17 protein-coding genes are annotated in these 19152 nt (G+C 64.6%); 8 read left to right on the top strand and 9 right to left on the bottom strand.

Features of this window, described 5'->3' with window-relative positions; all coding sequences use genetic code 11:
- Positions 1–67: 67 nt before the first annotated feature.
- The gene (locus N7607_RS22060; protein ID WP_279868646.1) at positions 68–823 is read right to left on the bottom strand and encodes a hypothetical protein; all 756 of its coding nucleotides are present in this window, start codon (positions 821–823) and stop codon (positions 68–70) included.
- 161 nt (positions 824–984) lie between these two features.
- Here N7607_RS22060 and sbcB point away from each other — a divergent pair, with 161 nt between their 5' ends.
- The gene (gene sbcB, locus N7607_RS22055; protein ID WP_279868741.1) at positions 985–2424 is read left to right on the top strand and encodes an exodeoxyribonuclease I; all 1440 of its coding nucleotides are present in this window, start codon (positions 985–987) and stop codon (positions 2422–2424) included.
- A gap of 61 nt (positions 2425–2485) precedes the next feature.
- Here sbcB and mvaT read toward each other — a convergent pair whose 3' ends face one another.
- The gene (gene mvaT, locus N7607_RS22050; protein WP_192397865.1) at positions 2486–2863 is read right to left on the bottom strand and encodes a histone-like nucleoid-structuring protein MvaT; all 378 of its coding nucleotides are present in this window, start codon (positions 2861–2863) and stop codon (positions 2486–2488) included.
- A 320-nt stretch (positions 2864–3183) separates the two neighbouring features.
- Here mvaT and purU point away from each other — a divergent pair, with 320 nt between their 5' ends.
- On the top strand, positions 3184–4035 hold the full coding sequence (purU, locus tag N7607_RS22045; RefSeq protein ID WP_137971253.1) for a formyltetrahydrofolate deformylase: 852 nt from the start codon (positions 3184–3186) through the stop codon (positions 4033–4035).
- 16 nt (positions 4036–4051) lie between these two features.
- Complete coding sequence (locus N7607_RS22040) at positions 4052–4237, top strand: hypothetical protein (protein WP_279868649.1); 186 nt, start codon at positions 4052–4054, stop codon at positions 4235–4237.
- On the opposite strand, the gene N7607_RS22035 is transcribed toward N7607_RS22040, so the two are convergent.
- Positions 4238–6112 (bottom strand): methyl-accepting chemotaxis protein, encoded by a 1875-nt coding sequence (locus N7607_RS22035; protein ID WP_279868651.1) that lies wholly within the window; start codon positions 6110–6112, stop codon positions 4238–4240.
- 127 nt (positions 6113–6239) lie between these two features.
- Between N7607_RS22035 and N7607_RS22030 the strand changes: the two genes are divergently transcribed.
- Positions 6240–7736: a helicase HerA-like domain-containing protein gene (locus N7607_RS22030; protein WP_279868653.1), complete on the top strand. Its 1497-nt coding sequence runs from the start codon at positions 6240–6242 to the stop codon at positions 7734–7736.
- Between the two features lie 45 nt (positions 7737–7781).
- Here the strand turns inward: N7607_RS22030 and N7607_RS22025 are convergent, their stop codons facing one another.
- Both N7607_RS22025 and N7607_RS22020 read right to left on the bottom strand, forming a co-directional pair.
- Positions 7782–7976: a hypothetical protein gene (locus tag N7607_RS22025; RefSeq protein ID WP_192397860.1), complete on the bottom strand. Its 195-nt coding sequence runs from the start codon at positions 7974–7976 to the stop codon at positions 7782–7784.
- Positions 7977–8332: 356 nt separating this feature from the next.
- Positions 8333–9586, bottom strand: coding sequence for an FAD-dependent oxidoreductase (locus tag N7607_RS22020; protein WP_279868655.1), 1254 nt, complete (start codon positions 9584–9586; stop codon positions 8333–8335).
- Positions 9587–9728: 142 nt separating this feature from the next.
- On the opposite strand from N7607_RS22020, the gene chrA reads away from it, so the two are divergent.
- Positions 9729–11072 carry a chromate efflux transporter gene (gene chrA, locus N7607_RS22015; RefSeq protein WP_279868657.1) on the top strand — a complete coding sequence of 448 codons (1344 nt, stop codon included), beginning with the start codon at positions 9729–9731 and terminating at the stop codon, positions 11070–11072.
- Positions 11073–11135: 63 nt separating this feature from the next.
- A complete protein-coding gene (locus tag N7607_RS22010; protein ID WP_279868659.1) occupies positions 11136–12725 on the top strand; it encodes a sensor domain-containing diguanylate cyclase in 1590 nt (529 codons plus the stop codon).
- Here N7607_RS22010 and N7607_RS22005 read toward each other — a convergent pair.
- Both N7607_RS22005 and N7607_RS22000 read right to left on the bottom strand, forming a co-directional pair.
- Entirely contained in the window at positions 12722–13414 is a 693-nt protein-coding gene (locus N7607_RS22005) for an aspartate/glutamate racemase family protein (protein WP_279868660.1), read from the bottom strand. The two genes, N7607_RS22010 and N7607_RS22005, sit on opposite strands and share 4 nt — an antisense overlap.
- Positions 13415–13494: 80 nt before the next feature.
- Positions 13495–13899, bottom strand: a complete 405-nt coding sequence (locus N7607_RS22000; RefSeq protein WP_279868661.1) for a GFA family protein — start codon at positions 13897–13899, stop codon at positions 13495–13497.
- 113 nt (positions 13900–14012) lie between these two features.
- On the opposite strand from N7607_RS22000, the gene N7607_RS21995 reads away from it, so the two are divergent.
- Positions 14013–14897 carry a pseudouridine synthase gene (locus N7607_RS21995; RefSeq protein WP_279868742.1) on the top strand — a complete coding sequence of 295 codons (885 nt, stop codon included), beginning with the start codon at positions 14013–14015 and terminating at the stop codon, positions 14895–14897.
- Here the strand turns inward: N7607_RS21995 and N7607_RS21990 are convergent, their stop codons facing one another.
- Entirely contained in the window at positions 14898–17159 is a 2262-nt protein-coding gene (locus N7607_RS21990; RefSeq protein ID WP_279868663.1) for an ankyrin repeat domain-containing protein, read from the bottom strand.
- 65 nt (positions 17160–17224) lie between these two features.
- The gene (locus N7607_RS21985; protein WP_279868743.1) at positions 17225–18142 is read right to left on the bottom strand and encodes an AraC family transcriptional regulator; all 918 of its coding nucleotides are present in this window, start codon (positions 18140–18142) and stop codon (positions 17225–17227) included.
- A gap of 257 nt (positions 18143–18399) precedes the next feature.
- On the opposite strand from N7607_RS21985, the gene N7607_RS21980 reads away from it, so the two are divergent.
- Entirely contained in the window at positions 18400–19137 is a 738-nt protein-coding gene (locus tag N7607_RS21980; RefSeq protein WP_279868664.1) for an SDR family oxidoreductase, read from the top strand.
- Positions 19138–19152: the final 15 nt, after the last annotated feature.

Genomic DNA, 19152 nt, shown 5'->3' with positions numbered 1-19152 from the left:
ATGCTAGCCAGCAGCAGGACGCTAAAGCAATCGGGCCGCCAGAGGCGGCCCGAACTTCTGGACTGGATCAGTTGGCCGGCGGCAGTACGCCGAAGATGGTGCGGTACAGCACGCCCATGCTGATGATGAACAGCGGGATGGTCCAGACCAGGCCGATGCCGACCGGGATCATGCTCAGGCCCATGATGATGCCGAGCAGCAGGAACAGGCCGAAGACCTTGAACCAGTGCTGGCTGATGGCCTTGCGCGAGGTTTCCAGGGCTTGCCAGGGCGACAGGCCACGCTCGACCACCAGCGGGATGGCCAGCATATAGGCCACGCTCAGGTAGATGCCGGGGATGATCAGCAGGAGCATGCCGACGTAGACCAGAACCATCATCACGATGGCGGTGATCAGCAGCGGCACCAGGCGACCGAAGTGGCTGAAGATCTCGTTGAAGCTGACCGGCTGGTCGGCAGCGCGGCGGATACCGACCATGTTGAGGCCGGCGAGGAAGGGATAGGACAGCGCCGAGGCCAGTACGGTGATGATCAGCTGGGCGATGATGATGCCGGCGATGTTGTCTTCGCTCGCCAGGCCGCCAAAGATGAAGCCGAGCACCGCGGTGGCAGCGAACAGCGCGACGTAGAAGACGATGAAGCCACCGATGATGATGCCTTTGGTGCCTTTCACACGCTGCCAGGCTTCGCTGAGCAGATCGCCGATATTGAAGTCATAGCCGCGGCTGAGCGCCTCGGCGATGGTTGGCACTTGACCGCTGGGGACTTCCTGCAGATTGCTGCTGGGCGCGGCGTAGGGGTTGGGAGCGGTGGATTCACTCATGACTACTGTCCTTGTGGGTGGAAATTCCTGATCAGGCCATCCTATAGGCGCACCGGGTCAGCGACAAGTCGGGCAGCGTGAGCGATTTCAAGCTTTCGCGGCGGCTGGTTGGATTCAGGCGGATGCTAGACTGCCGCGGCGATATTTCCGGGGAAAGCACCTTGTCTTCGAGCATCTTCTGGTACGACTACGAAACCACCGGCATCAACCCGCGCTGCGATCGCCCCTTGCAGGTGGCGGGCATCCGTACCGACGAGCAGCTCAACGAGATCGGCGAGCCGCTCAACATCTATTGCCGGCCATCCGACGACATCCTGCCGCATCCGGCGGCCTGTCGGATTACCGGGATCACACCGCAGATATTGGCCGAAAAAGGTCTCGTGGAAGCGGAGTTCATGGCCCGCGTGCATGCCGAACTGGCGCTGCCGGGCACCTGCGGCGCGGGCTACAACAGCCTGCGCTTCGACGACGAGGTGACCCGCTACAGCCTGTACCGCAACTTCTACGACCCCTATGCCCGTGAGTGGCAAGGCGGCAACAGCCGCTGGGATCTGATCGATCTGGTACGGGCTGCCTATGCCTTGCGTCCGGAGGGCATCGAGTGGCCGCAGGACGACGAGGGCAGGGTCTCGCTCAAGCTGGAGCGGCTCACCGTGGCCAATGGCATCGATCATGGCCAGGCTCACGACGCGTTGTCCGACGTACGTGCCACTATCGGTTTGGCGCGCCTGCTCAGAGACAGGCAGCCGCGTCTGTATGATTTCCTCTATCAGCTACGCAGCAAGGCCAAGGTGGCTGAGCAGATTCGTCTGCTGCAGCCGCTGGTGCATATTTCCGGACGTTTTGCCGGCAGTCGGCACTACTTGGCAGTGGTCCTGCCGCTGGCCTGGCATCCGCGCAATCGCAATGCATTGATCGTCTGCGATCTGCAGTCCGATCCGCAGCCGCTGTTCGACATGGATGCCGATGGCTTGCGCAAACGCCTTTACACTCGGCGTGACGAATTGGCCGAGGGTGAGTTGCCGGTGCCGCTCAAACTTCTGCATATCAACAAGTGCCCGGTGGTGGCGCCGCTCAAGGTGCTACGCCCTGGTGATATCGAGCGTCTGCAGATCGACTTGGCGCAATGCGAGCAGCGGGCTTCCGCACTCAGTGAGCAGCAGGCATTGTGGCAGAGCAAGTTGGCCAATCTGTATGCGACGGACGACTTCGAGCCACTGCATGACCCGGAACAGCAACTGTATGCGGGCTTTCTCGGTGATCGCGATCGTCGGTTGTGCGAACAAGTACGCCACTCTTCCGCTGAGCAATTGACTCGGGATAACTGGGCGTTCAGTGATGAGCGATTGCCCGAGCTGCTGTTTCGCTATCGGGCGCGGAATTTCCCGGATTCATTGACGAGTGCCGAGCAGCAACGCTGGCGAGAGTTTTGTCGTGATCGGTTGAACAATAACGCGATGGGAGCGCCGAATACGCTGGCCAACTTCGAACTGGCGCTGCAAGCGGAGTGGTCACTGTCGTCGCCAACGCAGCAGCAGGTATTGCAGGCCTGGCAGGAACATGCCCGGTTGCTGAGCGAGCGGTATTGCGCTGTAGGCTAGGAAAAGACAGGTGAATAAAAATGCCGGCAATTGCCGGCATTTTTTTGGTGCTTCGTCGAAATTAACCGAGCAGGGTGGCCCAGCTTTCAACGGTGTCGGCGCCCCACTTGGCTTTCCACTCTTTCAAAGTCTTGTGGTTGCCGCCTTTGGTTTCGATCACTTCACCGGTGTTCGGGTTCTTGTACTGCTTGACCTTACGTGCGCGCTTGCCGCCAGTGGGCTTGGCTGGGCGAGCAGTCTTGCCGCCTTTGGCACCTTCCGGATCGAGCAGGGCGATGATGTCGCGCAGGGACTTCTGGTATTCGCCCATCAGAGTGCGCAGTTTGCCTTCGAACTCCAGTTCTTTCTTCAGCTTGTCGTCTTGCGACAGATTCTTCAGGCGCTCTTGCAGCTCTTTGATGGCTTCTTCGGTGGCGCGGTATTCGTTGATCAGCGACATGTTTGTTTTTCCCAGTGGCCAGTTGCAGTTGTAAGTATGTCAATAATAGACAGCACTCATGGGCAAGTAAACCAGTCGGAAAAGTTTTGCGGGAATTATCTGCAGGTATCTATTCGATCAATGAGCGGTAACGACAGCTGGCGCTAGTTTGTTTCACCATTTGTGCAGCCGCGTGACCATTGATTATGGCGACCCTGTAATAGTTGACCATTGTGCAAGTTATGGCTCAGTCGAGCAGAGCCATGCAGGCGAGGGAAGTACTGAAGTTTCATCCCGCTGCCGCTAGAATGGCGCCTCGCAAAGTTCTGGAGTTCCCCCACATGCGCACTTTTCGGCTGGTAATCGCCTGCCCGGACCGCGTTGGCATCGTCGCCAAGGTCAGTAATTTCCTGGCTACTTACAATGGCTGGATTACCGAAGCCAGCCACCATTCGGATAACCAGAGTGGCTGGTTCTTCATGCGCCACGAGATCCGCGCCGACTCTCTGCCTTTCGACCTGGATGGTTTTCGCCAGGCCTTCGGCCCCATCGCCCGTGAGTTCTCCATGGAGTGGCGGATCACCGATTCCGCGCAGAAAAAGCGCGTGGTGCTGATGGCCAGTCGCGAGTCGCACTGTCTGGCCGACCTACTGCACCGCTGGCACAGCGATGAGCTGGACTGCGAGATTCCCTGCGTGATTTCCAACCACAACGACCTGCGCAGCATGGTCGAGTGGCATGGCATTCCGTTCCACCACGTGCCGGTCGACCCAAAGGACAAGGCGCCCGCCTTTGCCGAGGTCTCGCGTCTGGTTGGTGAGTACCGGGCCGACGTGGTGGTGCTCGCCCGCTACATGCAGATCCTGCCGCCGCAGCTGTGCCAGGAATACGCCGGGCGGGTGATCAATATCCACCACAGCTTCCTGCCGTCCTTCGTCGGCGCCAAGCCTTATCACCAGGCTTCGCTGCGTGGGGTCAAGCTGATCGGCGCCACCTGTCACTATGTCACCGAGGAACTGGATGCTGGTCCTATCATCGAGCAGGACGTGGTGCGGGTGACCCATCGCGACAGCATCGAAGACATGGTGCGCCTGGGCAAGGACGTGGAGAAGATGGCGCTGGCCCGTGGCCTGCGTTATCACCTGGAGGACCGGGTGCTGGTGCATGACAACAAGACGGTAGTCTTCGACTGACCTTCAGGAGGCGAGGATGAAACGAGGTACGGCTGCACCGCCGCCCACCCTGGGTGAGGGCTGTCTGCAGCGTTACGATCCCGATGCCTTGAGCGAGACCGACGGCACCGAGTTTCCCGGTGCCGCCGAACTCTGGCGGCGCCTGCAGCAGGCGCCGGAGGGGGAGGTCGATCCGGCGCAGGAGATTCCCGCGCCGGACTGATCAGATGCGGAAGCTGTCGACCAGCTGCTTCAGGCGCGAGGCCTGCTGCTCCAGGTCCCCGCAGGCGCGCAGGGTCGCCTGCAGGTTCTCCACGCCTTCCTGGTTGAGGGTGTTGATCTCGGTGATGTCCATGTTCAGCGAGTCGACCACGGCGGTCTGTTCTTCGGTGGCGGTGGCCACCGACTGGTTCATGCCGTCGATCTCGCCGATACGCTGGGTCACGCTGCCCAGGCGCTCGCCGGCCTGGTTGGCGATGGTCACGCTCTCCTCGCTGTAGCGCTGGCTCTCGGTCATGGTCGACACCGAGTCGCGGGCATCCACCTGCAGGCCTTCGATCATCTTCTGGATTTCCTGGGCCGACTCCTGGGTGCGGTGGGCCAGGTTGCGCACCTCGTCCGCCACCACCGCGAAGCCACGCCCTGCCTCGCCGGCGCGGGCGGCCTCGATGGCAGCGTTGAGCGCCAGCAGGTTGGTCTGCTCGGAGATGCTCTTGATCACCTCGAGGATCTGGCCGATATCCACCGTCTTGCTGTTCAGCGTCTCGATATTGCGGCACGAGGCGCTGATCTTCTCCGACAGCTCGTTCATTGCCACGATGGTCTTCTGCAGTACCTGGCTGCCGTCTTCGGCCAGATGACGGGCGTCGGAGGCCTGGTGCGAAGCGTCGGCGGCGTTGCGCGCGATCTCCTGGGCGGCGGCGCCCAGTTCGTTGATCGCCGCGGCCACGCTGTTGGTGCGGCTGGCCTGCTCGTCGGAGTTGGCCATGGACGAGTTGGAGGCGTTGACCACCAGCTTGGCTACTTCGTTGAGCTGCTGGGTGGCCGAGGACACCTCGCGGATCGAGCCATGAATGCGCTCGACGAACTGGTTGAAGGAAGTGGCCAGCTCGCCGAATTCGTCGCGGCTCTGCACGCTCAGGCGCTTGGTCAGGTCTCCCTCGCCCTGGGCGATGTCGCGCATGGCCTTGCCCATCACCAGCAGCGGCTGCATCAGCACGCGGATCAACATACCCAGCAGGAACATGATGATGACCACGGCGATGATGGTGGCGATGATCGCCGAGGCCCGGAATTCATGCAGGGTGGCGTAGGCCTTGTCCTTGTCGATGGACAGGCCGATGTACCAGTTGACCGAAGGCAGCCCCTTGACCTGGGTGAAGGTGAGCAGGCGTTCGACGCCATCCAGTTCCGCCTCTGAGAGTTCGCTGCGGATCTGCGGAGTGTTCTGCGGATAGACCTCGCGCAGGGTCTTCATCACCAGGTCCTTGTTCGGGTGGACCAGGATCTTGCCGTCGGCGCTGACCAGGAAGGCGTAGCCCAGGCCATCGAAGTCCAGCGAGTTGATGATCTGCACCAGAATATCCAGGCTCAGGTCGCCGCCGACCACACCGCTGCTGCCCGCTGGGGTGGCGATGGTGATGATCAGCTTGCCGGTGGCGGCGTCCATGTAGGGCTCGGTCAGGGTCGAGCCGCCGGCGCTCATGGCGTCCTTGTACCAGGGACGGGTGCGCGGATCGTAGTCGGCCGGCATCTCGCTTTCCGGACGCATGGTGAACGTGCCGTCCGCCGAGCCCAGGTAGGTGAAATCGAAGGTTGCGGCCGGCGCTTTGCGCTCCAGGGTGCGGGCCAGCGTCTCGGGAGTATCGTCCTGCACGCTCTGGGCGATGTTTTCGACCAGTAGAATGCGGCCGGACAGCCAGTTCTGGATGTTGCTGGCCGTCACTTCACCCAGGCTGCGCAGCTCGGCTTCCAGGTCCGCTCGAATGGCATTGCGTTGCAAGTAGTCGTTGTACAGGGTGAACAGGGAGAAGGCGGCGATTACCACCAGTGAGGCGGCGAGCAGGATCTTGTGGCTGAACTTCAGATTCTGGGTCATGGTCACTTGCGTCCGGTAATGTCTGGCAGCAGTCTTATTGGGTGGCTGTGCGAAGACGCACGAGCGCTTAGTTACACCACCTATAGCGACATAACTGCAGTAAAGCTTTAGCCCGAAGGATGGCAAGATGCCGGTAGTCGATTCTTTTGTTCTTGGCGCGGACCCTCAAGGCCAGCCGATCGCCCAGGCCCTGCGCCTGGCCAACCGCCACGGCCTGGTTGCGGGTGCGACGGGCACGGGCAAGACGGTGACTCTGCAGCGCTTGGCCGAGGCGTTCAGCGATGCCGGTGTGGCGGTGTTCGCCGCCGACATCAAGGGCGACCTGTGCGGTCTGGGGGCGCCGGGCAACCCCCAGGGCAAGGTGGCCGAGCGAATCGCCGGCATGCCCTGGCTGAATCACAGCCCGCGCTCTTACCCGGTGACCCTGTGGGATGTGGCGGGCAATAGCGGCCATCCCCTGCGTACCACCCTGAGCGAGATGGGGCCGCTGTTGCTGGGCAACCTGCTGGAGCTGACCGACAGCCAGCAGGCCGCCCTGTATGCCGCCTTCCAGGTGGCCGACCGCGAAGGCCTGCTGCTGCTTGACCTGAAAGACCTCAAGGCCCTGCTCAATCACCTCAAGGACCATACCGAGATGCTCGGCGAGGATCGCGCGCTGTTTGCCGGCGCGTCCTCCCAGGCGCTGTTGCGCCGCCTGGCGACTTTGGAGCAGCAAGGCGCCGAGGCGTTGTTCGGCGAGCCGGCACTGCAGCTGGAGGATATCCTGCATCCCGATCGCGACGGCCGTGGGCGCATCCATCTGTTGGACGCCAGCCGTCTGGTGCACGAGGCGCCCAAGGTCTACGCCACCTTCCTGTTGTGGCTGCTGGCCGAGCTGTTCGAGCAACTGCCGGAGCGTGGCGATGCCGACAAGCCGGTGCTGGCGCTGTTCTTCGACGAGGCGCACCTGCTCTTCGCCGACACGCCCAAGGCGTTGCAGGAGCGTCTGGAACAGGTGGTACGACTGATTCGCTCCAAGGGTGTCGGCGTCTACTTCGTCACCCAATCGCCCAGCGATCTGCCGGATGAGGTGCTGGCCCAGCTTGGCCTGCGCATCCAGCACGGCCTGCGCGCCTTCACCGTCAAGGAGCAGAAATCGCTGCGCGCCGTGGCTGACGGCTTCCGCCCCAATCCGGCGTTCGACAGCCTGAGCGTGCTCACCGAATTGGGTATCGGCGAGGCGCTGGTGGGGACTCTGGAAGAGAAGGGCACGCCGGCCATGGTCCAGCGCGTGGCCATCGCTCCGCCGCAGTCGCGTATCGGACCGCTGAACGAGACCGAACGGGCAGAGGTGTTGCGCACCTCGCCCCAGGCGGGACGCTACGACCGACCGGTGGATCGCGAGTCGGCTTATGAGCTACTTACGGCTCGCGCCACCCAGGCGCCTGCAGAGGCCCCGGCCGCTAAACCCGGCAAGACGACCCAGGTGCAAGAGGGCGGGTTGGGGGGAATGGCAGGGGAGCTGCTGGGCAGCCTGGCCAGCCAAGTCATGAAGACCGCCGTGCGCCAGGCAGCCAATCAGATCGGCCGGCAACTGGTGCGCGGTTTGATGGGGTCGCTGTTGGGCGGTAGTCGACGTCGCTGAATGTCGGCACCGCCGTTCAAACTTGGTTTGAGCGGCGGATATCGCTTATTCCGCTTCGCGGGCCCGCTCGATCTTTTGCAGTTCCTGTTGGAACGCCTGATCCAGCAGGCTCTGTTTCTTGCGCCAGGGCTTGCGCTCGGGGTCCGGTTGGGCCGCGTAGGTAATCACCTCGCCGCCATAAACATCCTTGTAACGTTGCGCCTGGCGCTCCAGTTCGGTGCGCAGTTCGTCTTTCGTCACATGTCCACCAGATATGAGGGCTGCGCAATGCTATTCGCAGTCTTGAGTAGTAATACTGAAGTTGAATAAGTAAAAGCGCAGGGGATTATAGCGACTGGTTCTATCATTTCTAAGGGTTTAGTTGCTTGTCCTCCTTTTAGGAGGTCGCGTCGCATGTTGAGTTCAGGGAATCTGCATATCTCTGTGGCTTGCTCTATGACGAAGCTCTGGGGTGGCAGGAAGAGAGCATGCGCCGGGCACTCGCCGGGACGAGATTCCGGCAGACTGGTAGTGTCCCGACTGCGACGCAGCCGAGGCCGACTTCGAGATGATCGAGGTTGTGACCAGGCGGCATCCCATCAGTACCCGCGGCGATTCTACGCCGGTGCCGGCAGCAGCTCCTTCAGCGGCCGGCTGTCGTCGGCCAGCTGCTCGGCCGTCACGGCGATGCCCTCGGCCACCAGGCGCTTGGCGGCGATGAAGTCCTGCGGGCGGTTGACCGTGTCGGCAGCCAGGACCTTGCCATCCTTGAGGTAGAAGGCGCTAAAGCTGTCGGTCTGCGGGTCGCCGCGCAGCACCAGACGCTCGAAGCCTTCGGACAGGCCGACCATCTTCAGCTTCAGCTCGTACTGGTCGGACCAGAACCAGGGCACCGAGGCGTAGGCCTTGAGCTTTCCGGCCATGCCGGCGGCGGCCACTCGCGACTGTTCCAGGGCGTTGGGCACCGACTCCAGGCGCAGGCGGCGGCCCAGCAGCGAGTTGGGATGATTGGTGCAGTCGCCAGCGGCGTAGATATCCGGATCGCTGGTCTGCGCGTGCTGGTCGACCAGGATGCCGTTGTCCACTTCCAATCCGGCCTCGGCGGCCAGCTCGGTGTTGGCGATCAGGCCGATACCGACCACCACCAGATCGGTCTCCAGGCGGCTGCCGTCGGCGCACAGCACGGCGCTCACGGCCTCGCCGTTCACCTCCAGATCGGCCACCTGCACGCCGGTGCGGATGTCCACGCCGGCCTCGCGGTGCTTGCGTTCGTAGTAGGCCGACAGCTCGGCCGCGGTGACCCGCTGCAGCACCCGCGGCAGGGCTTCCAGCACGGTGACCTGCAGGCCCTGGGCGACGGCGGCGGCCGCTACTTCCAGGCCGATATAGCCACCGCCGACTATGGCCAGGCGCTTGCCGGCGGCCATCTGCGCGCGGATCAGCTCGACGTCGTCGAGGGTGCGCAGGTAGTGGAAGTTGGCGCAGTGCGCGGCGGCCGCGGCATTCGGCACGCTCAGCGGGCGCGGGCGGCCGCCGGTGGCGATGGCCAGCTTGTCGTAGGCCAGTTGCTTGCCGTCGGCCAGCTCCAGGCGCCTGTTGGCGCGGTCGATGTGGGTGACCCGTACGCCACCAAAGAATTCGACGTTGGCCTTGTCGTAGGCCAGCTGCGGACGGATCGACAGGCTGCTCTTCTCCACGCTGCCGGCCAGGTAGGCCTTGGACAGCGGCGGGCGGTGGTAGGGCAGGTGCGCCTCTTCGCCGAGCAGCAGGATACGGCCCTCCCAGCCCTCGTTGCGCAGGGCGATGGCCAGTTCGCCGCCGGCGTGGCCGGCACCGATGATGATGGCGATGGAGGATGCAGCGTCGGTCATGGCGGGCTCTCGGCAGAAGGAAACTGGGCGCTAGTGTATGCATCCGCACGGTCCAAGTCCCGGCCGAAGATGCCAATCGCCATGCCGTTGTCGCAGAGCCTGTGGCAGCATGGCCGCAGGTATTGGGGGCAGGGACATGCACATGGAGAACAACCCGGCTGCACCGCAGCCGCTGAGCTGGCGCGAGGCGCTGCTGTTCTGGCTCAAGCTGGGCTTCATCAGTTTTGGTGGGCCGGCCGGACAGATCGCCATCATGCATCAGGAGCTGGTGGAGCGACGGAGCTGGATCTCCGAGCGGCGTTTCCTGCATGCCCTCAACTACTGCATGCTGCTGCCCGGCCCCGAGGCCCAGCAGCTGGCCACCTACATCGGCTGGCTGCAGCACCGCACCTGGGGCGGCATAGTCGCCGGGGGGCTGTTTGTGCTGCCGTCGCTGCTGATCCTGATCCTGCTGTCGTGGCTGTATATCGCCTTCGGCCATCTGCCGCTGGTGGCGGGGATCTTCTACGGGATCAAGCCGGCGGTGACCGCCATCGTGCTGCACGCCGCTCATCGCATCGGTTCGCGGGTGCTGAGCAACGGCTGGCTATGGGGCATCGCGGGGGCGGCCTTCGTCGCCATCTTCGCCCTCAACCTGCCGTTCCCGCTGATCGTGCTGGCGGCCGCGCTGGTCGGTTATCTGGGTGGACGTCTGGTGCCGCAGAATTTTTCGGTTGGCGGCGGGCATGGCGCGGCGGCGAAGTCCTACGGCCCGGCGTTGATCGACGACGACACGCCGCCACCGAAGCACGCACGTTTTGGCTGGCCGCGCCTGCTGCTCCTGCTGCTGGTCGGCGGCGCCCTGTGGTTGCTGCCGATGGCGCTGCTGACCGCACTGTTCGGCTGGAACGGCATCCTGACCCAGATGGGCTGGTTCTTCACCAAGGCCGCGCTGCTCACCTTCGGCGGCGCCTATGCGGTGCTGCCCTATGTCTACCAGGGCGCGGTCGATCACTACGGCTGGTTGAGCCCGGCGCAGATGATCGACGGCCTGGCCCTGGGCGAGACCACGCCGGGTCCGCTGATCATGGTGGTGGCCTTCGTCGCCTTCGTCGGTGCCTACGGGCAGCCGCTGTTCGGCGTCGACTCGGCCTTCGCCAGCGGCGCGCTGGCGGCTTGCCTGGTCACCTGGTTCACCTTCCTGCCGTCGTTCCTGTTCATCCTCGTCGGCGGGCCGCTGGTGGAGTCGACCCACGGCGAGCTGAAGTTCACCGCGCCGCTCACCGCCATCACCGCGGCGGTGGTGGGTGTGATCGTCAACCTGGCGCTGTTCTTTGCCTACCATGTGTTGTGGCCCCAGGGCTTTGCCGGCGCCTTCGACTGGCCGGCGGCGCTGATCGCCCTGGGTGCGGCGCTGGCCCTGTTCGTGCTGCGCCGCGGGGTGATCCAGGTGCTGCTGGCCAGCGCCGTCGTGGGGCTCGCGGTGCATCTGTTACGGAGTCTTTGATTGACCCTGCCCAGGCTTTTCTATATTTGAAGCTGGGTGGCTGGAGGCAGGCAGCAGGATTCGATGACTCAGAACGCAAATACGGATGGCGCGGAGCACCGCTGGTGGCGAAGGCCGAGCCTGGTGCCGCTGGCCCGAGTCTTCGTGGTGCTGGTCTGCGTGTCGCTGGTGGCCACCGACGGCTGGTTGATGTGGAAGGCGCGTCAGGTGCAATTGCGTGACGCGGAGATCGAGACCAGCAACCTGGCCTCGGCCCTGGCGCGCCAGGCCAGCGATACTTTGAAGAAGGCCGACACCGTGCTGCTCGACCTGGTCGAACGCCTGCAGGTGGATGGCACGCAGCCGGAGCAGCTGCAGCGCCTGCAGGGCCTGATGCGTCAGCATGTGTACGAGCAGGCCGAGCTGCACGGGCTGTTCGCTTACGACCGCGAGGGCAACTGGCTGGTCAACTCCTTTGGCGAGGTGCCACCGGGGGCCAACAATGCCGATCGCGAGTATTTCATCTACCACCGCCAGTATCCGGACGACCACGGCGCCCATGTCGGCAAGCCGGTGCGCAGCCGTACCACGGGTGACTGGATCATCCCGCTGTCGCGGCGCCTGGAGGATGCCCAGGGCAACTTCGCCGGGGTGGCCCTGGCGACCATCTCCATCGACTTCTTCCGGCAGTTCTATGCCACCTTCGATATTCGCGAACACGGCAGCATCAACCTGGTGCTCAACGACGGCACCCTGCTGGTGCGCAGCCCCTACCGCGAGGATCTGATCGGTGCCAGCATCGCCGGCGGGCAGATCTTCAAGAGCCTGTTGCCACAGAGTCCGACCGGCACCGCGATACTGCCGTCGGTGATCGATGGCGTGGAGCGTCTGTTCAGCTACCGGCAGATCCAGGGCTATCCGCTGGTGGTGATCGCCGCCCTGGCCGAGCAGGACATTCTTGCCGACTGGCGCGAGGACACCTCGCGTCAACTGGTGGTGGTGATGCTGCTCGCCGTGATGCTGGCGCTGTTCGGCTTCTACCTGCTGCGCCTGATCAAGCAGGGCCAGAAGACCGAGATCGAGCTGATGGCCACCCGCGACGCCCTGCGCACCTTCAACAAGCGCCTGGAGCAGCAGGCGCTGGAAGACGAGCTGACACGCCTGGCCAACCGCCGCCGCTTCATCCGCGCGATCAGCGACGAGTTCGCCCGCGCCGCGCGCAGCCAGAAGCCGCTGGCGCTGGTGATGTTCGATGTCGACTACTTCAAGCAGTACAACGATATCTATGGTCATTCCGCCGGCGACGAATGCCTGCGCACCGTGGCCGAGGTGATCCGCGGCGGGCAGAAGCGCCCGGCGGACCTGGCGGTGCGCTACGGCGGCGAGGAATTCTGCCTGCTGCTGCCGGAGACCGACGCCCAGGGCGCGCTGCAGGTGGCCGAGCAGGCGCGTGTGGCGCTGGAGGAGCTGGGCGTGGCGCATGCCGGCTCGCCCTGGCGCCGCTTGAGCCTGAGCGCCGGGGTCAACGTCTGCCAGCCGTCCCCCGACATGGCCGCCGAGGGCGGGCCGCAGCGCCTGATCCAGGGCGCCGACAAGGCGCTGTATGCGGCCAAGGCCGCCGGCCGCGACCGGGTGGTGCTGTATGACGACAAGGTCGAGCAGCTGATCGGCTAGTCCAGCGCCTGCTCGGCCGCCGCCCGCGCATGCAGCAGGGTGGTGTCGAACAGCGGCACCGTGGCATCCGCATCTCCCACCAGCAGGCCGATCTCGGTGCAGCCGAGGATCACCGCCTGGGCGCCCTGGGCCACCAGTCGGGCGATCACCTCGCGATAGGCCAGGCGCGACTCCTCGCGCACCGCGCCCAGGCACAGCTCCTCGTAGATCACCCGGTGCACCAGCTGGCGGTCGGCCTCGTCCGGCACCAGCACCTGGATGCCGTGCCGGCTCTCCAGGCGCTCGCGGTAGAACGGTTGCTCCATGGTGAAACGGGTGCCGAGCAGGCCGACCCGCTGCAGACCGGCCGCGCGGATCGCCTCGGCGGTCGGGTCGGCGATATGCAGCAGCGGGATGCTCACCGCCTGCTCGATGGCATCGGCGACCTTGTGCATGGTGTTGGTACAGAGCACCAGGAACTCCGCGCCGGCCCGCTCCAGTGCCGCCGCCGCTTCGCCCAGTAGCGCGCCGGCGCGCTGCCAGTCGCCACTGCGCTGCAACTGCTCGATCTCATGGAAGTCCACGCTGTACAGCACCAGCCGCGCCGAATGCAGGCCGCCCAGGCGCGCCTTGATCGCTTCGTTGATGTGGCGGTAGTAGGGCAGGGTGGACTCCCAGCTCATGCCGCCGATCAGGCCTATGGTCTTCATCAGGACTCCTCGGATATCGAGCGACTATCCTGCGCCGCCGAGGCAGATCCCGGCAGTTACAGCGGCGCGCGGATCGAGCCCTACAGATGGCGGATCTCGGCGGGCGTCTCCATCCAGTTGTCGTGGAGGCCGTCGGCATGGTGCACGGGCGCGGCCAGCAGTTCGTCCGGGCTCAGGTCGTCCAGGCTGGCCAGGCTCACCGAGACGAAGGCGCCGCCGATCTCCGGGATGTCACCGCGCGTGAAGGTGCGGATGCCGCAGTGCTTGCAGAACAGGTGGTGGGCGCTGAAGGTGTTGAACTGGTAGCCGCTCAGCGCCTCCTCGCCGCTCTCCAGCCGCAGGGCATCGGGCTTGAGCAGCACGCTCCAGTTGCGCGCCTTGACGCAGAAGCTGCAGTTGCACTTGCCAGTGCCCTTGGCCAGGTCGATCCGCGCGCTGAAGCGCACCTGCTTGCAATGGCAGCTGCCGTGGTAGGTCTTGAGCATGGTGGAGCCTCCCTGTGATGGTCGCCCAACAGCCTAGTCGGCGCAGACGAGCGGGGCGGCGTTTTTCCCCGCTCTGAGGAATAATGCGCAGCCTCGTCAACAAGCCCCTAGCCATGTCCTCGCGCCCGCTCAACGTTCGCCCCAGTTACCTGCACCTGCCGGCCGGCAACTGGCCGACCGTGCTCGATTGCCTGTGCGCGCGCTTCCCGCAGATTTCCCGCGACACCTGGCTGCAGCGCATGGCCCGCGGCCTGGTGCTGGACGACCAGGATCGCCCGCTGGGCCCCGAGGCTCCGTACCGCGAGGCGCTGCGGGTGCAGTATTTCCGCGAGATCGAGAACGAACGGAAGATCCCGTTCCAGGCCCGCATCGTCTACCAGGACCAGCACCTGCTGGTGGCGGACAAGCCGCACTTCCTGCCGGTGATGCCGGCCGGCGACTACGCCGAGGAGACTCTGCTCACCCGCCTGGTGCGCGAGACCGGCAACCCGCACCTGGCGCCGTTGCACCGCATCGACCGGCACACCGCCGGGCTGGTGCTGTTCTCCGCCGAGCCCGCCAGCCGCGGCGCCTACCAGGCGCTGTTCCGCGAGCGGCGCATCGACAAGCGCTACCAGGCCATTGCCCCGGCGCTGCCGCAACACGAGTTCCCGCTGCACCGGCACAGCCGCCTGGAGAAGGGCGAGCCGTTCTTCCGCATGCGTGAGGTGGACGGCGCGCCGAACAGCGAGACCCTGCTGGAGGTGTTGGAGCGCCATGGCGAGCTGTGGCGCTACCGGCTGTTCCCGGTCACCGGCAAGCAGCACCAGCTGCGCGTGCACATGGCCGCGCTGGGCGCGCCGATCTGCAACGACACCTTCTATCCGCAGCTGGTCGATGAGAAGGGCGTTGACGACTTCACCCGCCCGCTCAAGCTGCTGGCGCACAGCCTGGACTTCGCCGACCCGCTGAGCGGCGAGCCGCGCAGCTTTGAGAGCGCAATCGCGCTGGACTGGTAGCTATTGCCGTACTGCGACGCAGCTATCGCTACCCACTTGCAGCGGCGCATTACCCAGCGATTCATGGCTCTCCAGAACACTCAAACGCCATTCGCCGAACTCTAGGGTGCCAACTTCGCGTGGTTGGATGGTGCGGTCCTTTACCCGCCAGGAAAAATCCCCGGCCTGTAAATGAACGGCTGATGGGTAAAGCGCATAGAGCGTCTGGCCGATCCAGGAGCCGTTGCCCGTCGAGCGAGAGTCGTCTTGCACGAGTATGTCGACTTCCTCTTCGCCATAGATGAGCCGGCAGTGGACCCTATTGGCGGCACGGAACTGGGCCAGTAGCTTGTCTTGACGAGCAGGCGTACCACCCAGGCTTGCTGCACGGTAATACGCATAGACACTGCCGCTGCGGCAGTAGGTGCGCCCGTTGTAGGACGTCCAGCCTTCGCTTTCGCAGACTAGGCCCTGGTTGAACCAAGCGTTGGCCAGCAGCCTGGCATCCTGGCTGCTATCGAGCAGTTGTTGGCCTGCCTCCAGCGCAGTTCCCTGCTTGCCCAGCTTGAACGCGACCAGGGAAAGGTTGCTCAGTATGCGGCCATCCTGCGGCGAGGCCTCCCGGGCCAGCAACAGTGCATGGTAGGCGGGGAGCGCGCGCTCTTCGGCATAGTCCTTCTCCGCCTTTAGCGTCAGCTGCTTGGCCTGTTGCCTTAGTTGCTTGGGCGACGGAGCCTGCAGGGCCTGCTCCAGCGTGCTGGCCTGGGCGGCCGAGAGATGCGGATTAGGCTCCTTGGCATCGATTGCGGTATGGCGTCTTAGCCATTCCTGCGGGGTGCCGGTCCTGCCGTCCCGATAGGCACTGCTGACGCTGCGGATAAAGGGTGCTGCCCCCTTCTGCAGTAGCAGCTCCGTCAGCTCCGCCGACGCATAGCGCGCCGCATAGTGCAAGGCGGTCATCTTGCTGGTGTTCAGTGTGTAAGAGCATCTGTCGTCGGGCAAGATCGTCATGGCGTTGGCGTTCGCCCCGGCTGCCAGCAGCAGGCGTGCGGTCTCAAGCTGGTTGTACTGGGCGGCGTACATCAACGGCGTCTTGCCGAAGGGATTGGTCTGGTCTGGATCGCTACCCTGCTCCAGCAGAAGCTGCATGGCTCGAGGGTGTTCGATGGCGATGCTCAGGTCGCTCAAGGCTCCGCCGATCTGGCGGATTTCCTCTATGGGGCGTGCCTCAAGAATCGCTCGGCGCAAGGGGCGCTCGCTTTCAGGAAAGGGGGCATAGCCAGAGGACGGGAAGGCCAGCGCATGGCCCACCGCGCTGTTCAGAGTCGAGCGAGCGATGCTTATGGACTGTTCGGCTGGCCACTCGAAAGCCGAAGAATAGAATTTGGCGAGTGCCTGATAGGCCTTCTCCAATGCGTTGCGGTATTCATGCGCGGTTCTGAATTCGACTATTCCGGTGAGCGCCCATTGTTCCAGGGCGCGCTCGGCGGTCTGGAAGCCCTGTTGCGAGTTTCTGTAGCCATCGTTTTGCGTGTAGAGCATCCAGGGGCGATAGAGCGCCAGCCACAGATCTTCAGGCAATCGAGACGCTCTCCACTCGCCCGCCCGCAATGAGCCGCAATCCCCGTAGCCCTGGGACAGGCTGCCCATGCTGCCGGCGAGCCTGTCAAGGGCGCGCAGGGCGGGTGCGAGCTCGGCAGGCGCAGCTGCTGTATCTCGCGTGGGCGCCATCTTCACCTGACAGACCGGTGTCCAACGGAGACCGGCATCGAGCCTGTGCAGGAAGAGATTTTTCGCGAGGCTGTCAGGGGCGGCATCGTCGCTGATGGTCAAAAGTTGCCGACTGTCGTCGACGAACAACCGAGGGGCACTGCTGCTGCGTTCGGGACTCTGGTTGAGTTGCTCGTCTGCCACGCTGGGGTGATAGTCCAGAGGCGTGGCGCCGGCCACTATCTGATACTGCTCGCAGCCCCCACCGCACCCCGGATGGGTGTAAATACCAAAGTGGATGCTGGAGCCGTCTTCGCGTCGCTGACTGTGTTTTCTCGGCTCCACCTCCTGCAGGCCGCGAAGCTCCAGTGCGCTCAGGCTTGCATCCGTTCCAACAAAGACCTGTTTGGCGGCATGCAGCAGTTCAGCGCAGATGGGGGCGTGATCTTCTTGCAGGGTTGGCTTGAACCAGACCTGGCTCAGGGGGGGAATGTTCGGGGTCGTGCTTTCCGTTGCGCTAAGGCAGGGGGCACCGAACAGGGCCAGCAGGCCACCGAACAGCATTCGAGACATGTGGCGTCCTTGTCATGGTCATCGGGCCGCCAGCCTAACGGGTCCCAGCAATACTCTCCAGAGGCTCAGACCGCGTTGCGCAACCGAGCCAGGTCGCGCACCGGCGGCTCGCCGAACAGTCGGCTGTATTCGCGGCTGAATTGCGACGGGCTCTCGTAGCCGACCCGGTAGCCGGCACTCGATACATCCAGGTTTTCGCACAGCATCAGCCGTCGTGCTTCCTGCAGGCGCAGCTGCTTCTGGTACTGCAGCGGGCTCATGGCGGTCAGCGCCTTGAAGCGGTGGTGCAGGGTGGAGGTGCTGAGGTTGGCCACCTTGGCCAGCTCCTCGATACGCAGCGGCTCGCCGTAGTGCTGGTTGAGCCACTCGATGGCGCGGTTGACCCGGTGGGCCTGGCTGTCCGCCGTGGCGATATCGCGCAGCAACTGGCCCTGGGGGCTGTGCAGCAGGCGGTAGAGGATCTCGCGCTGCACCAGCGGGGCGAGCATGGCGATGTCGCGCGGGTTGTCGAGCAGGCGCACCAGGCGCAGCACGGCGTCCAGCAGCGGGGCGTCGAGGCGGTCGACATGCAGGCCGCGGCCGCTGCCCTGGTTGGGCACACCGATGGGCCCGGCGCTGGCGATCAGGCTGGCCAGCTCGGCCGGGTCGATATCCAGGCGCAGGCTCAGGTATGGCTGCTCCACCGCGGCCACCGTGACTTCGCCAGTGACCGGCAGGGTCACCGAGGCCACCAGGTAATGCAGCGGGTCGTAGCAATAGACCTCGCCCTCCAGGCGCACCACCTTCTGCCCCTGGGCCATGATGCACAGGGCCGGGCGGTACAGGGTGTGGACGATGGGCGACGGCGCGGTGGCGCGGTACAGCGCCAGGCCGGGGATCGCCGTCTCGACTATGCCGCCATCGGCACAGTATTGGGCAATCAGCCCGGCCAGCTCGCAGCGCTGGCCTTCCAGGTTCTGTTCGGCATTCTCGACGTTGGGCATGGCGCGGGTCTCCTCCGTTGCCGCAAGCATACGCGCACTCTGTGGCGGTTCGGCGGGTATCGGCAGGATCAGGCAAGAGCACGGCAGTTTTGGGCAAACCGACTCGTCATAGTCTGCTAAGCCTAGTGCCTGATCGTGGATGGTTTGCAGGATCAGGCAAGTCGTCGACAGTTTCCGGCTAACGACCGCCGATGGTCCAAGCGCAATCTCTGCCTCGTCCCGGCGCCACTTGCGCGCCGCTTGCCGAGGAACAGCTCATGTCGCAGATCGCAGAGAAAGTCATCGTCATCACCGGAGCCAGCAGCGGCATCGGCGAAGCCACCGCCCGCCTGCTGGCCAGCCAGGGCGCCCGCGTGGTACTCGGTGCCCGCCGCAGCGAGCGCCTGGAAGCGCTGGCCGCGGATATCCGCAACCAGGGCGGCACGGCCGAGTACCGCGCCACCGATGTGGCCCGCGAGGAAGAGGTGCAGGCCCTGGTCGACCTGGCCCTGGAGCGTTTCGGTCGGGTCGACGTACTGATCAACAACGCCGGGGTGATGCCGCTGTCACCCATGGCGGCGCTGAAGATTGGCGAGTGGAACCGCATGATCGACGTCAATATCCGCGGCGTTCTGCACGGCATCGCCGCCGTGCTGCCGGGCATGCAGCAGCGCCGCGCCGGGCAGATCATCAACGTCGCCTCCATCGGCGCCTACAAGCCGATCGCCACCGGCGCCGTGTACTGCGCGACCAAGGCGGCGGTGGTGTCGCTGTCCGAGGCGCTGCGCCAGGAAGTGGGCGCCGATATCCGCGTCACCGTGGTATCGCCGGGCGTCACCGAGTCGGACCTGGCCGAGACCATCTCCGATGGCGCCACCCTGGAGATGATCCGCGAGTTCCGCCGCGACGCGATTCCGGCCAGCGCCATCGCCGAAGCGATCGCCTATGCCATCGACCAGCCGGCCGCGGTGGATGTCAGCGAGCTGGTGATCCGTCCCACCTCCAGCGCCTACTGATCCGCTGCGCCGCCT

Origin of the sequence: Pseudomonas sp. GD04019 (assembly GCF_029837695.1) — a bacterium.
Taxonomy (GTDB): domain Bacteria; phylum Pseudomonadota; class Gammaproteobacteria; order Pseudomonadales; family Pseudomonadaceae; genus Aquipseudomonas.
The sequence above is the reverse complement of the archived record's forward strand: the minus strand, read 5'-3'. Positions and strand labels throughout refer to the sequence as shown.